This window comes from Spirillospora sp. NPDC047418 (assembly GCF_040643275.1).
Lineage (GTDB): Bacteria > Actinomycetota > Actinomycetes > Streptosporangiales > Streptosporangiaceae > Spirillospora.
The window spans coordinates 80,113-92,480 of record NZ_JBEYTW010000009.1 but is presented as its reverse complement, the minus strand read 5'-3'; the positions used below and the strand labels follow the sequence as shown (position 1 = coordinate 92,480).

At 71.2% G+C, this 12,368-nt stretch carries 15 protein-coding genes and 1 pseudogene; 6 read left to right on the top strand and 10 right to left on the bottom strand.

The annotated features are described in order from the left end of the window. Positions 1-9 precede the first annotated feature (9 nt). The 5 genes from ABZ806_RS08030 to ABZ806_RS08010 all read right to left on the bottom strand — a co-directional run bounded on the left by ABZ806_RS08030 (position 10) and on the right by ABZ806_RS08010 (position 3,576). Positions 10-1,116: a hypothetical protein gene (locus ABZ806_RS08030; protein ID WP_500216114.1), complete on the bottom strand. Its 1,107-nt coding sequence runs from the start codon at positions 1,114-1,116 to the stop codon at positions 10-12. 357 nt (positions 1,117-1,473) lie between these two features. After that, on the bottom strand, positions 1,474-2,391 hold the full coding sequence (locus ABZ806_RS08025; protein ID WP_500216113.1) for an NADP-dependent oxidoreductase: 918 nt from the start codon (positions 2,389-2,391) through the stop codon (positions 1,474-1,476). A gap of 146 nt (positions 2,392-2,537) precedes the next feature. Further along, on the bottom strand, positions 2,538-2,675 hold the full coding sequence (locus tag ABZ806_RS08020; protein WP_500216112.1) for a DUF397 domain-containing protein: 138 nt from the start codon (positions 2,673-2,675) through the stop codon (positions 2,538-2,540). A 5-nt stretch (positions 2,676-2,680) separates the two neighbouring features. After that, positions 2,681-2,974, bottom strand: coding sequence for a DUF1330 domain-containing protein (locus tag ABZ806_RS08015; RefSeq protein ID WP_500216111.1), 294 nt, complete (start codon positions 2,972-2,974; stop codon positions 2,681-2,683). 38 nt (positions 2,975-3,012) lie between these two features. After that, complete coding sequence (locus ABZ806_RS08010; RefSeq protein ID WP_163058747.1) at positions 3,013-3,576, bottom strand: carboxymuconolactone decarboxylase family protein; 564 nt, start codon at positions 3,574-3,576, stop codon at positions 3,013-3,015. Here ABZ806_RS08010 and ABZ806_RS08005 point away from each other — a divergent pair. Further along, entirely contained in the window at positions 3,487-3,954 is a 468-nt protein-coding gene (locus tag ABZ806_RS08005; protein ID WP_500216110.1) for a winged helix-turn-helix transcriptional regulator, read from the top strand. The two genes, ABZ806_RS08010 and ABZ806_RS08005, sit on opposite strands and share 90 nt — an antisense overlap. A gap of 123 nt (positions 3,955-4,077) precedes the next feature. Here the strand turns inward: ABZ806_RS08005 and ABZ806_RS08000 are convergent, their stop codons facing one another. Further along, entirely contained in the window at positions 4,078-4,527 is a 450-nt protein-coding gene (locus ABZ806_RS08000) for an MFS transporter (RefSeq protein ID WP_500216109.1), read from the bottom strand. A gap of 10 nt (positions 4,528-4,537) precedes the next feature. On the opposite strand from ABZ806_RS08000, the gene ABZ806_RS07995 reads away from it, so the two are divergent. From ABZ806_RS07995 to ABZ806_RS07975, 5 genes are all read left to right on the top strand, one after another. Beyond that, a complete protein-coding gene (locus ABZ806_RS07995) occupies positions 4,538-4,822 on the top strand; it encodes an ATP-binding protein (protein WP_500216108.1) in 285 nt (94 codons plus the stop codon). A 28-nt stretch (positions 4,823-4,850) separates the two neighbouring features. Continuing rightward, positions 4,851-5,648 carry an SDR family NAD(P)-dependent oxidoreductase gene (locus ABZ806_RS07990; RefSeq protein WP_500216107.1) on the top strand — a complete coding sequence of 266 codons (798 nt, stop codon included), beginning with the start codon at positions 4,851-4,853 and terminating at the stop codon, positions 5,646-5,648. A 104-nt stretch (positions 5,649-5,752) separates the two neighbouring features. Continuing rightward, positions 5,753-6,148: an ArsR/SmtB family transcription factor gene (locus tag ABZ806_RS07985; RefSeq protein WP_500216106.1), complete on the top strand. Its 396-nt coding sequence runs from the start codon at positions 5,753-5,755 to the stop codon at positions 6,146-6,148. Next, on the top strand, positions 6,081-6,563 hold the full coding sequence (locus ABZ806_RS07980) for an SRPBCC family protein (RefSeq protein ID WP_500216105.1): 483 nt from the start codon (positions 6,081-6,083) through the stop codon (positions 6,561-6,563). Before ABZ806_RS07985 ends, ABZ806_RS07980 begins: the two co-directional genes overlap by 68 nt. Further along, the gene (locus ABZ806_RS07975; RefSeq protein ID WP_500216104.1) at positions 6,550-7,122 is read left to right on the top strand and encodes a TIGR03086 family metal-binding protein; all 573 of its coding nucleotides are present in this window, start codon (positions 6,550-6,552) and stop codon (positions 7,120-7,122) included. The genes ABZ806_RS07980 and ABZ806_RS07975 overlap by 14 nt, the downstream gene beginning before the upstream one ends. A gap of 6 nt (positions 7,123-7,128) precedes the next feature. Here the strand turns inward: ABZ806_RS07975 and ABZ806_RS07970 are convergent. From ABZ806_RS07970 to ABZ806_RS07955, 4 genes and pseudogenes are all read right to left on the bottom strand, one after another. Then, positions 7,129-7,434: pseudogene (locus ABZ806_RS07970) on the bottom strand (VOC family protein); the annotation flags it as partial. A 25-nt stretch (positions 7,435-7,459) separates the two neighbouring features. Further along, on the bottom strand, positions 7,460-9,868 hold the full coding sequence (locus ABZ806_RS07965) for an NACHT domain-containing protein (protein WP_500216103.1): 2,409 nt from the start codon (positions 9,866-9,868) through the stop codon (positions 7,460-7,462). A gap of 237 nt (positions 9,869-10,105) precedes the next feature. After that, positions 10,106-10,882, bottom strand: a complete 777-nt coding sequence (locus ABZ806_RS07960) for an IclR family transcriptional regulator (RefSeq protein ID WP_500216102.1) — start codon at positions 10,880-10,882, stop codon at positions 10,106-10,108. Between the two features lie 16 nt (positions 10,883-10,898). Further along, on the bottom strand, positions 10,899-12,368 hold the full coding sequence (locus ABZ806_RS07955) for a dihydroorotase (RefSeq protein WP_500216101.1): 1,470 nt from the start codon (positions 12,366-12,368) through the stop codon (positions 10,899-10,901).

Sequence of the window (12,368 nt, the reverse complement as noted above, 5' to 3'; positions counted from 1 at the left end):
TCCTCTCATTCACTGTCCGGGCGCGGGCGTCCCGCGCAGGTCGATGATCACTGGCCAGCGCCTCCAGATGGCGACGTGCAGGATGACGCCCATGGCGACGGCGTTCAGGGCGCAATGGGCGACCCAGTCCTCCGGGTGGGAACGCCCCCAGGCGACCGTGGACGCGTAGGAGCTCAGCGCCCAATACATCAGCCCCGCGACGGCGATCGAGACGGCCACCACGCCGGTACGGCCGGGCACCACGCTCACGTGCATCCACGGCCAGCGGTCGAAGAGCATCGCCACGACCAGGATCGCCGCGATGCCGCAGCCGCACGCCGCCGTCACCTGCCTGACCGGCAGCCCCAGGGCGTGGCGCAGGAGCAGGTAGGTCGCCGAGGCGCAGGCGAGCACCACCAGGTTGGCGGCCGGAAGGCGGACGGCCCGGCGCCGCAGGACGGTGAACGGCCAGCCGCGCAGCACCACGAAGAACACCATCTGCCAGGCGCCCAGCGCGGTGAACCACGCCCCGTACACGGCCGACTCGACGGGCCCACCGGGATCGCGGAGGCCGTCCCGCGGAACCGTGTCGAGGTGCACCAGGAGCAGGTAGGCACCCACCCCGACCGCCCAGGCCACCGCGAGCGCCGCGAGGCCCGAGGTGAAGCGGCCGAGCCGGCGGAACGGCCACCCCTCGCACACCAGCGTCAGCTGGAGGAAGACGGTGAACACGCCGGCGCCCACGTTCAGGGTGTGCGGGAAGGTCGTCACATGACCGGCGCCCGGACTCGGGTCGAACAGCGTGCTCAGGTCGAATCCGGCGACGACCGCCTGGCCGAGCAGGGTGAAGCCCACCGCCGCGGCCATGACGATCACCGTGTCCGTCAGCCCCGACCAGCCGGCCCGCAGCGTGCTGCCCGGCCAGTCCTCCCACCAGAAGGCGATGGTCGCGACGACCGGAAGGGCGAAGGTGGTGAGGGGGGCCAGCACCTGGAGGGACGCCACCGGCCCGCCGACCCCGAACGCCAGCACGAAGAACAGCGGCACCAGGAAGGTCAGCCCCGCGAGACCGATCGCGGGCTGCCCCCATCCGGGTGCGGGGGCCGGCGCCCCCGTGCCCGGATCCGGCGCGCTCACCGCAGGCCGGCTCGGCAGCGGCGGGACCCCGACGTACCCGCGGCTCCGCTCGCCGCCGCCCGCGGGGACCGAACGGCGCCCCGTGCCTCCGGCGGCCGGTCCCGCCGACGACCGAGCGCCGTCCCGTCTCATGGCCCGCCCCCTCCGCCATGAAAGCGGACTGCCCCTCCACCTGAACAAATAACGTCGCCGAACGGGACTGCTCGCCGCCATCGCGGGCGCGGCGGCGCCGCACCGCCCATGCCGCCCGGCAAAGCCGACTATGACCAAGACGCCGGAAACCGGGACGCGGCGGGGACGAGACGGTCTGGAACGCCGCCCCTTCTAGTGGGACCCGCGCGCCGGCAGCCAGGAGGCTCAGGGGCGCACGCGAATGACGGTCTTGCCCTTGCGCCGCTGGGTCGGGTTGAGCACGGGGACGGCGTCGTCGAGGGTCGCGACGGTTCCGATGTGGGTGCGAAGACGCCCGTCCCGCAGCCGGTCGACGATCTCCACCAGCTGACTCGGGACGGACTCGACGACGAAGTCGACCGCGAGGCCGTCGACAGGGCGGGTCTCGGGAGGCCCGACCACCGTCACGAGCGTCCCGCCGGGCCGGATGATGCCCGCCGAGCGCCTCTGGACGTCACCACCGATGACATCGAAGACCAGATCGACCCCTCCGATGTCTTCGAGGTCCCCGTCGTCGAGGGCGAGGAACTCGTTCGCGCCGAAGTCGAGCGCCGCCTGGCGGTCCGCCGCCCGCCCGGTACCGATCACGTACGCGCCGAACTCCCGGGCGAGCTGCGTCACCATGGACCCGACCGCGCCGGCGGCGCCGTGTGCGAGGACGCTCTGCCCCGCCCGGAGGCGACCATGCTGGAACAGGCCCTGCCAGGCGGTCAGGCCGGAGATCGGCAGGCTCGCACCCACCGTGAAGTCGACGTCCCCGGGCAGCGGCGCGAGGTTGCGCGCCTCCACGGCCGCGTACTCGGCCAGGGTTCCATCGCGGTGCCAGTCCGTGACCCCGAACACCCGCTGGCCCAGCGAGAATCCCGTCGTGCCGTAGCCGAGGGAGGTGACCACTCCGGCGAACTCGTGGCCGATGATCGCGGGGGTTCGGTCGTGACCGGAGCGGTCGACCCACGTCGAGGGCCACTCCCACTCCGCCGGGACGAAGCCCGACGCATGGACGTCAACGACGACGTCGTTGATCGCCGGCGTCGGCTCAGGCCGCTCCGCCAACTCGATCCCGGCCGCTTCCGCGCCCTGGTCAGTCGCGACGATCGCCTTCATTTGCGTCCCCCGTAATCCTCGTGCCCGCCGGCTATACGCGCAGGTCTGTGACTGTGTGTTCCCCACTCCAGCGAAACTCGACCAGCGCGCCCCAGACACCCCCGCGCCCGGAGGGCGACGCATCAGCAGAATGACCGTCCGCCGCGTCAGGCCAGGTCGAACGCGCCGCGCTTGGCCTCGTCCAGGAACGTGCTCCACTCCCCCGATGTGAAGCCCAGCGCCGGGCCTGTCGGGTCCTTCGAGTCTCGCGTGAGGACGCAGGCAGGGGCCGTGAGCGCGGCCACCTCGGTCAGTCGGTGCCTTCGACGATGCGGAAGTCGCGCTCGACGGCGTCGGCGAGGGCGACCAGCGCCTCCTGGTAGGCCGCACTCTCGCGCGCCGCGACGGCCTGCTCGAAGCTGTCGAACTCGACCAGGACGGTGCGCTCGGCGATTCCGGCGTCATACGCCACGACCCGACCGCCAAGGACGACGGTCCGGCCGCCCGCGGGCTCGACGGCCAGACGGGCCAGCTTGTTGTAAGCAGCCAGTTTCTCAGGGTCGGAAATGGTGCGGTAGACGCTGACCCAGTAGCCCTTGGGCATGGAACCTCCAGTGTTGGGATGAGTGCATCTGACTTAGATCAGTGTGCGGAGATCGGCTCGGTGCCGGGCTCAAGGGGCAGGCGGAGCACCCTGACGGCGAACGAAATGGCGTGGTACCAACCGCAGACCAAGACCAGATCGAGTGCGGCATCTTCATCGGCGACAGCGACCAGGTTCGCCCAGGTGTCGTCGGATAGGTCAAAGGTCGCATGGAGCTCGTCGACCGCTTCGAGCACGGCACGATCGGTGGTGTGCCAGCAGTCGTCCGTCGGCCTTCCATCCGCGAGGGACGCGAGCTGCGCCGCGTCGAGTCCCGCCTTCTCGGCGAAGCACGCGACGTGCACGGCCCACTCGTAGTCGGCGCCACACAGCGCGGTGGTCCGGTCGATGACCAGCTCGCGCTGGCGCAGAGTGAGAGCGGAGCGCCGAGAGAAGTAGTAGCTTCCCCAGCCCGCGATGGAGCGGGCGAGCTCGGGCCGGCGGGCCCACACCCGGAACAGCTGGATGGGTGAATGCCCGAGGAGCTCAAGGGCCTCGCTGGCTTCCTCGCCATAGGGCGGCGAGAGTGGTTCGATGCGCGGCTGCTTCGATTTCAGAGGCATAGCGGGACGCTAGCATTGACGCTTTGGAAAGGGAAGCAGATGACACGACCAACGCCACTCCCGGGCCGCCGGGTCCGCGGCTCGCACACGGGGCGCCCGATCATGGCGCTCCTGGACCTCTTGGGTCGACGCTGGGCGCTGCGGGTCCTATGGGAGCTGCGGGACGGCTCATCTCCGACCTTCCGCCAGCTCCAGCAACGATGCGGCGGCGTCTCATCAAGCGTCCTGGCAGACAGGCTTCGCGAGCTTGGACAGGCCGACCTCGTCGAGAACGCCGGCGAGGGGTACCTGCTCACTGAACAGGGCAGGACCCTTCGAGAATCTCTCGCCCCGCTCGATGATTGGGCCTCCGGTTGGCGGCCCAAGGCGGCGGACTGATGGCCATGGCAGCAGGACGGGCACAGTCTCTCCAGTGGTCACAGAGTGTCGCGACTCCATGTTCATCAGACCGGTGCCCGCCTTGCTGCAGAGGCTCGCCACACCACCTATTCGCGCGCGCTCTTACGGGTTGGTCTCGGACGGGTGTCGGCGGGCGAGGGCGAGGCTTGTCAGCGTCGTGATCGCCATGGCCCCGATGCCGATCAGCGCCGCGGTGGTGTAGGCGCTGTCGTCGGGGAAGAGGTGGCCGGTGCCTGCGGCGAGGATCAGGCCGCCGATGGCGCTCCCCAGGGAGTACCCGACGCTGCGGACGACGTAGTTGAAGCTCATGGCGCTCGACGTCTCGCTCTTGGGCGTGACGGCCAGGATGACGCCGGGCATAGCGGCCGCGAAGCCGCCGACGCCGAAGCCGAGCACGCCCATCGCCACGAACAGTTCGGCCAGGTTCGACCGGGCCGCCGCGAACAGGGCGAACCCGCCGCCGACCACGACGGCGCTGCCGACCAGGAGCAGGGGGTCGGCGATCCGCGTCCGGAGCCGCGGCGTGAGCTTGCCGGCGACGAACCCCAGCACCGAGAACGGGATGAGGGTATCGGCATGTACCTCCCTGCTCACGCTCATCACCCGGTACGCGCAGACCCCGCACGGCGCCGGCTACGGCTTCGGGCTCACGACCTTCATCGCCGGGCTGGTCGACGAGGGGGCCGGCGGGGCGCGGCCGGTCATGCGGGACGCGGCGGACGGCGAGAGCGGGCGCGGCCTGCACATCGTCGCCGCGCTCGCGGAGCGGTGGGGGCACCGTGCCGACGGCGCCCGCACCACCGTCTGGGCCGACTTCCCGGCGCGTGTTCGGAGCCCTCACGGCTGATCATCGCGCAGGTGGGAACGTCCGCCACATGCGCATCGATCTGAGCGGACGGACCGCCTTCGTGAGCGGCTCAACCCAGGGCATCGGCCGTGCCATCGCCGCAGGGCTGGCACGGTCCGGCGCCACCACAGTGATCAACGGCCGCTCGGCGAGCACTGTCGAGGAGGCATTGCAGGCGCTGCGGAACGAGCTGCCGGACGCCTCACTCAAGGGCGTCGCCGCTGACGTCGCCACCCCGGAGGGTGCGGAGGCGCTCGCGGCCGCGGTGCCGGACGTCGACATCCTGGTCAACAACCTCGGCATCTTCGAGGCGCGTCCGGTCCTGGAGATCGACGATGCCGAGTGGCGGCGGTACTTCGAGGTCAACGTCCTGTCCGGGGTGCGCCTCACCCGGTTCTACCTGCCCGGCATGATCGACCGGGGCTGGGGGCGGGTGCAGTTCATCGCCAGCGACTCGGCCGTGGTGATCCCCGAGGAGATGGTGCATTACGGGGTGTCGAAGACCGCGCTGCTCGGCGTGTCCCGGGGCTACGCCAAGGCCGCCGCCGGGACGGGCGTCACGGTCAACACGGTGATGGCGGGCCCCACGCACACCGGCGGCGTCGAGGAGCTGGTGGCCCAACTTATCGATGACGACGAACTGCCCTGGGACGAGGCGCAGCGCCGCTTCATGGCCGAGCACCGTCCCAACTCCCTGCTCCAGCGGCTCATCGAGCCGGAGGAGATCGCGAACATGGTCGTCTACCTCAGTTCCGAGCACGCGTCCGCCACGACGGGCGGGGCGCTGCGGGTGGACGGCGGTTACGTCGACGCGATCCTGCCCTGAGGCGGCCTACAGATCATATCTACCTGGGCTTTAAACCCAGCGGTTGACGGGCGCGCGATACGCGCCTAGGCTCTCTTTCAACCTTGAAGTTGAAAGTAGGGGGAATGACCACGGACGACCTGTCGCGGGTCTTCGCCGCACTCGCGGACCCGACCCGGCGCGACATGGTGGCCCGGCTCTCGGAGGGCGACGCGACCGTGAGCCGGCTGGCCGAGCCGTACCGGATGACGCTGCAGGCCGTCTACAAGCACCTGCGAGTACTGGAGGACGCCGGGCTCGTCAGCCGCCCGCCGGGCCCGCAGCCCCGGCCGGTGCACCTGGAGGCCCGCGCCTTCGACCTGATGGACACCTGGATCGAGCGCCACCGGCGCCGCGCCGAGGAGCGCTACCGCCGCCTCGACGCCGTCCTGGCGCAGATGGAGGAGGACGAACATGGACAGGATCAAGGAGACCGCCATCGAGGCCGACCCGAAGGTGCCGGTCATCGTGATGACCCGTGACTTCGCGGCGACGCCCGCGCAGCTGCTGCGCGCCCACACCGACCCCGAGCTGTTCGCCCAGTGGGTGGGCCCGGACGCCATCACCACCCGGATCGAGCACTGGGACGCGCGCACCGGCGGCAGCTGGCGGTACGTCTCGGTGAGCGGCGGCACGGAGCACCGGTTCCACGGCTGCTTCCACGAGGTGCGGCCGGACCGGATCGTGCAGACCTTCACCTACGAAGGCGCCCCCGACAGCGTCGCGCTGGAGACGCTGTGGTTCGAGGACCTGGGCGACGGCCGCACGCGGCTGCGCGCTCAGTCGCTCGTCGACAGCTTCGAAGACCGCGACGCCTGGCTGCGCAGCGGCATGGAGACCGGGGTCAACGAGGGTTACGCCAAGCTGGAGAGGATGCTCGCCGATGGCGCTGTCTGAAATCCCGGCCGAGCGGCACCGGCAGGTCGCCGGGCTGTTCACCGACCGGGTCCGCGGTACGGCGTCCTGGGACGCGGCGTCCCCGGTCGACGGCTGGGCCGCCCGCGACGTCGTGCGCCACCTGACCGAGTGGTTCCCGGCGTTCCTGGCGTCCGGTGCCGGCGTCGACCTGCCCCGGGGGCCGTCCGTGGACGACGACCCGGTGGCGGCGTGGCAGGTTCACTGCGACGGCGTCCAAGCGGTGCTGGACGATCCCGAAACGGCAGACCGCAAGCTCACGAACCCGCACATCGGCACGCTGCCGCTGGCGCCCGCGATCGACCGGTTCTACACGGCCGACGTGTTCATGCACACCTGGGACCTCGCCAGGGCCACCGGCCAGGACGACCGTCTCGACTCCGACTTCTGCGCTCAACTCCTGTCCGGGATGGAGCAGATGGAGGAGGTCCTCCGGTCGTCCGGCCAGTACGGGCCCCGGGTCGAGGTGCCCGCCGGCGCGGACGTCCAGACCAGGATGCTCGGCTTCATCGGCCGGGACCCGTCCTGGCCGTCCGACTAGAACGAGTCAGGTGGCGATGGGCGTCAGGAAGATCCATACGTGGCCGAACGGGTCGCACAGCATGGACTGGCGAGCGCCGTAGGGCATGTCCGCCGGAGCCGCGAGCAACTCGGCTCCGGCGGACACGGCGCGGTCGGTCAGCGCGTCCACGTCCGGGACGGAGACGTGCAGGATCACCGACGTTCCGGCCTCGCAAAGGTGAATCGCGCCTTTGACCGGTTCGACCGCACCGGCGGACGCCCGCCGCGCATCATCCTCCGCACACGTTCGGGCGAAGGGCCGCCAGCGGTGCCGGCCGTGCTGACGGTTCGCAGGGTGGCGGCGTCGGTGGTGCCGTTCAGGTGGAGGGCGGTGGCTCCTGCCGGTGTTGTGAGAGGGAGGGGTGGGCTGCGGCGAGGTGGTCGTGGAGTTCGGCGTGGCGGAACTGGTAGATGGGGCCGACCGCGCGTAGCAGGCCGAGGCGGTGGCAGTCGTCCAGGAAGGGCATCAGTCGGCGTGGCATGTGACCGGCCCGTGCCAGTTTCCAGGTGGTGAGCTGGTAGGCCCACCAGGCCCGGTGTTGTCCGAAAGCAAGCCCGGTGAGCCCGAACGCGAACCCGAGTGCGAGCCCGAGCCCGGCGAGCCTGGCGTGCCCGTCCACGAACCCGGGTACGGACCAGTCCGCGGACCGAAGCACGAGTTCGATCGCGGCCGTGAACGTGAGCGCGACCGCGAGGGTGATGCTGCTGAAGCGGAGCAGGTTCAGTTTCCGATCGGTGCGCCAGTTACTTATCGGTGTTGTCGCGTGGTGGGGCTGTGCCGGTGTGGCCGCCCAAGCCATGACGCCCAGCGCAAGCGCGAGCGGGGGCCCGAACAGGAGCCCGCCGATGAACCCGAACAAGGACCCGACCATGAGCAGCATGAGGAGAAAGACGATGGGTTTGATTTCGGGCTCGTCCGGGAGGATCGGGGTCGTGCGCTCGTCCATGAGCAGGGACGCGGCTCCGGCCCCGAAACCGGCGCCGAAACCGGCGCCGAAACCGACCCCGAGCGCGAGCGGAAGCCTGGCCGCAAGGCTGCGGACGAGGGCGCCGGACCGTCGTCGGATGTGCAGGTCGGCATATCCGGGTGAGTCCCGCACCCATGACTGTGCCCTGAGCCCGACCGCCAACCCGGCCATGAGCCCGGTCGTGAGCCCCGCCATGAGCATGAGCGTGAGCGTGTACATGAGCCCGCCGGCGTCCTCAGTCGTGAGGCCGATCGCCAGACCGGACGCGAGTCCGGTGACGACGGCGGTGAGGAGGGCGAGTGCGAGCCGGGTGCTACGGGTGAGTGTGCGGGTGGTGGAGGCCAGGCGCCACCAGGCGAAGTCGCGGGTGCCCCGGCCGCCGGGGACGGGTTGGGTGGTGAGGTGGCGGGCCAGGTACCCCAGCCAGTGGCGGACCTGGGCTGGGTCGTGGCTGCGGCGGGGGCGGAATGGGTCAGCGGAGTTGTCACTGGGCGGGCGGGTGGTGATCACGGCGGGGATGAGCTGGTCGAACAGATGGGCCTGGAGCGCGGCGGGGGTGGGGAAGCAGGCCGGATCGGTCAGCGGGACGAAGTCGTCGCCGGGTGCGGCGCAGACGGTGCGGACCAGCCACAGTCCCAGCGGGGTGGCGGTGAGGTCGGCAAGCGCCCCCGCCGGCCGGTGGACCGCCCGGCCCGGGGGGATCTGGTCGGCCGGGAGGGTGGCGCGTAGCGCGGTCAGGGTCTGCTGCCAGTCCCGTCCGGCGGAGGGCGGCAGGCAGCGGGTGAGGTAGTCGGCGGCGGCGGCGGGTGTCAGCGGGCGTGGTTCCAGTACGGCAGCGGAGGTGATCACGTCCCCGGCCATGGTGGTCGCGGTGGCGAAATCGGTGGTGCGGCTGGTCAGGATGAGCTGCTGGTCCCCGCCCAGGGACCGGTTCAGCGCGGTGATCACTGTGGTCTGGGCGGCCGGGGGCAACTCGTCCAGCCCGTCCAGGACCGGGAGGACGTGCCCCCGCCCGGCCAGGGCCCGCACCACCTGGGCGCGCGACTCCGGTGCGCATAGCGCCGGATAGTCGCCGGTGAGCCGGTCGGCGATCCACTCCTGCAGGCGGGGATAGCGCCGGGTGTCCCAGCCGGCCACCGGCAGCAGCACCGGCACCGGTTCGCCGTCGGTTCCGGTGGCCAGCAGGTGCAGCAGCAGTTGCACCGCCAGAGTGGTCTTGCCGGTGCCGGGACCCCCCAGGATCACCAGGCGGCGGCGGCGCGTGCGGCGGAACTTCTCCGCCAGCGCGCCGATGTCGGCGCTGGATGCCACCCACCACAACCCCGCCGCCCCACCCGCAGCGGCCCCGGCTGGATCGATGTTGACGGGATGGTCCATCAGATCGGCCGCTTCCGGAGTCCGCCACCGCACCGGGATCGGGTCGGGGTCATCGAGCAGGCGCAGCAGTGCCTCCTCCTTCCACTGCTGCTTAACCAGTTCGGCCAGCGCCGCCTTTGCCTGCACCAGAGTGTCCTCGGTGGGCACGGCTGGGACGCCGGCCCAGCGGGAGCGCTGCCAACCCCACCGCACAGTGCTGATCAGGGCCACCGCGGCGGCGAGGACGAACCCGGCCAACGGCGCGTGGCCCGCCGCCTTCCCCCACTTGTCGGGGTCCGCCTCGTCGAACACCGGGGCGATCGTCAGCCCGGTCACCACCAGCATCGCGGCCACCGTCGCCAGGACCACCAGCCAGGGCCACCAACTCTTGCCCTTACCCATGATCGCCATCTTGCTGCTGATTCCCGCGCCATGCCGACAAAGATCCAAAAACACCCCGTCCCGGCTCCCCGGAATCCATCCGGCGGCCAGCCCGAAATCGGATCCCGGGTGCGGTGACTGCTCATGCGCCGCCGAAGACGCTCGCTCGAGTCACGTGATGTCGAACGTGCCAAGGACTTCCGGTTCGGTCCAGCAGTTGGCCGGCGGGGGCCGCCCGGCCGCGCGCTACCGCACCGTCTAGCGGTGCGTCGTCCAGGTGCGGGTGATCTCTTCGGCGGCCTCGACGGCGAGGGTTCGGTAGCGGTCGATCGCGTCGGGGGTGAAGCGGTGCCTGGGCCCGCACACGCTGATCGAGCCGTGCACCTCGCCGTCCGGGCCGAACAGCGGCGCGGCGACCGAGCCCGCGTCCGCCTGGCGCTCGCCGAGCGAGACGGCGACGCCCTCCCGGACCGTCTCGGCGAGCTGCGCCCGCAGCCGCGCCTCGTCGGTGACGGTCCGGTGGGTCATCGCCGCCAGCGGCCGGCCGAGGATGAGGCCGCGCCGCTCCTCGGGCAGGAACGCGAGGATCACCCGTCCCGAGGAGCCCGCGTGCAGCGGGAACCGGCGCCCGACCTCGACCGTCATCTTGACCTCGTGCGGGCTCTCGAACTGGTCGAGGTAGACACGCTCGTCCCCGACCAGCCCGGACAGCGTGGTCGTCTCGCCGGTCGCGTCGCGCAGCCGCCGCAGCACGGGCGCGGCGGCGTTGCGGACGTTGAAGCGGCGCAGCGCGCTCACCCCGAGCGCGACGGCGGCGGGGCCGAGCCGGTAGCCCGCCGTGCCCGCCTCCAGCATCTCGCGGGACACGAGCGACTGGAGGATGCGGTACACGACGGCCTTGGAGATGCCGAGCTCGCGGCTGATCGCGGTGACGCCGAGGTATTCGGGTCCGCCGGCGAACAGCAGCAGGACGTCGGCGACCCGCCCGGCGACCTCGGTTCCCCCCGTGGGAGGGGCGGCGGTCTGGTTGGTCACGCCAAGATCCTAGGGTTCACCGGCCGCGGTGCAGGTAGCGGCCGACGGGCTCGCCGACGACCCTGCCGTCCGCGTACACGCGGTTGCCGCGGACGAAGGTGTCGGTGACGCGGGCCGTCATCGCGAACCCCTCGAACGGCGTGTACTCCTGCGTGGACTCGGAGTCGGCGGCGCGGACCGTCCAGGACACCTCGGGGTCGACCAGCGCGATGTCGGCGTCGTAGCCCTCGGCGATGGTGCCCTTGTTCACCAGCCCGTAGCGGCGGGCCGGGTTCCAGGACGTCAGCTGCGCGACGCGCTGCAGCGGCAGGCCGCGCTTGAGGCCCTCACCGACCAGGCCGGGCAGCAGGTACTCGGCGCCGCCGAACCCGGACTTGGCGAGGAAGATGTCGTCGCGGTCGGCGCCGAACTTCATCTCGTCGCGGCAGCAGGCGTGGTCGCTGACGACCCAGTCGACCTCGCCGGCGAGGACGTGCCGCCACAGCGCCTCGACGTCGGAGCGGTCGCGCAGCGGCGGGTTGACCTTGCCGCCGAGGCCGTGCGCGGTGTCGACGTCCGCGAGGAGGTGCCCGATGGTGACCTCGCGGCGGAAGTCGATGTGCGGGAACGCGCCCGCCATGGTCAGCGCGGCCGACAGCGCCTTCTCCGACGACAGGTGCAGCAGGTTGATGTTCGGCAGGCCCGTCTCGTGCGCCAGGTAGGACGCGATCGTGACGGCGAGGCCCTCCGAGTGCGGCGGCCGGGACGCGCTGTAGGCGCGCAGCCCGGACAGCGACCTGTCCTGCTCGACGATCCGGGTGTAGGCCGTCATGATCTCGGCGGTCTCGCAGTGCAGCGACAGCGAGATGTGCGGGGCGTAGTCGGCGAGCTGCTCGCGGGCCTTCTGGATGCCGCGCATGACGAACTCGAAGTGCGCGATGTCGTAGCGCTCGTCCGAGGGCGTCATGAGGAAGTCGCTCTGGCTGGACGAGCGCCCGTGCAGCCCGTGGCTCCCGTAGAACATGAAGATCTTGAAGGACGTGACGCCGTGCTCCTCGACGAGGTACGGGATCTCGTTGATGTGCTCGGCCATCATCGGCGCGAGGTGGAAGGCGTAGTCGACGTAGGCGTTGCCCTGCGCGGTGCTCAGCACCTCGGGGAAGAACTCCCGGTACGGCCCGCCCTTGTTCAGGTAGTACTGGCCGGTGCGCATGTAGGTCAGGGAGGTCGTGACGCCGCCCTGGGCGCTGGCGCGGCTCTCGGTGCGGGTGTCGGCGGCCAGCTCGTTGTAGATGCCCCAGTGCTGGTGGGCGTCGACGACGCCGGGGAAGGCGAGGCGCCCGCGCCCGTCGATCACGGTGGCGGCGTCGTCGTCCGGCAGGTCCGGGGCGACGCGGACGATGGTGCCGTCGTTGACGGCGATGTCCGCGCGTTCCGGCTCGGTGCCCTCGGGGGCGTCGGGACGGACCACCCGCACGTTCTTCAGCAGCAGCTCGGTAGTCGCCAT

What these genes read in the sequence shown, in the direction of transcription:
- ABZ806_RS08025 (WP_500216113.1), bottom strand. Translation starts at nt 2,391, where the DNA reads ATGAAGGCGATCGTCGCGACTGACCAGGGCGCGGAAGCGGCCGGGATC.
- ABZ806_RS08015 (WP_500216111.1), bottom strand. Translation starts at nt 2,974, where the DNA reads ATGCCCAAGGGCTACTGGGTCAGCGTCTACCGCACCATTTCCGACCCT.
- ABZ806_RS08005 (WP_500216110.1), top strand. Translation starts at nt 3,487, where the DNA reads ATGCCCGAGGAGCTCAAGGGCCTCGCTGGCTTCCTCGCCATAGGGCGG.
- ABZ806_RS08010 (WP_163058747.1), bottom strand. Translation starts at nt 3,576, where the DNA reads ATGCCTCTGAAATCGAAGCAGCCGCGCATCGAACCACTCTCGCCGCCC.
- ABZ806_RS07995 (WP_500216108.1), top strand. Translation starts at nt 4,538, where the DNA reads ATGAGGGTATCGGCATGTACCTCCCTGCTCACGCTCATCACCCGGTAC.
- ABZ806_RS07990 (WP_500216107.1), top strand. Translation starts at nt 4,851, where the DNA reads ATGCGCATCGATCTGAGCGGACGGACCGCCTTCGTGAGCGGCTCAACC.
- ABZ806_RS07985 (WP_500216106.1), top strand. Translation starts at nt 5,753, where the DNA reads ATGACCACGGACGACCTGTCGCGGGTCTTCGCCGCACTCGCGGACCCG.
- ABZ806_RS07980 (WP_500216105.1), top strand. Translation starts at nt 6,081, where the DNA reads ATGGACAGGATCAAGGAGACCGCCATCGAGGCCGACCCGAAGGTGCCG.
- ABZ806_RS07975 (WP_500216104.1), top strand. Translation starts at nt 6,550, where the DNA reads ATGGCGCTGTCTGAAATCCCGGCCGAGCGGCACCGGCAGGTCGCCGGG.
- ABZ806_RS07965 (WP_500216103.1), bottom strand. Translation starts at nt 9,868, where the DNA reads ATGGGTAAGGGCAAGAGTTGGTGGCCCTGGCTGGTGGTCCTGGCGACG.
- ABZ806_RS07955 (WP_500216101.1), bottom strand. Translation starts at nt 12,368, where the DNA reads ATGGCGACTACCGAGCTGCTGCTGAAGAACGTGCGGGTGGTCCGTCCC.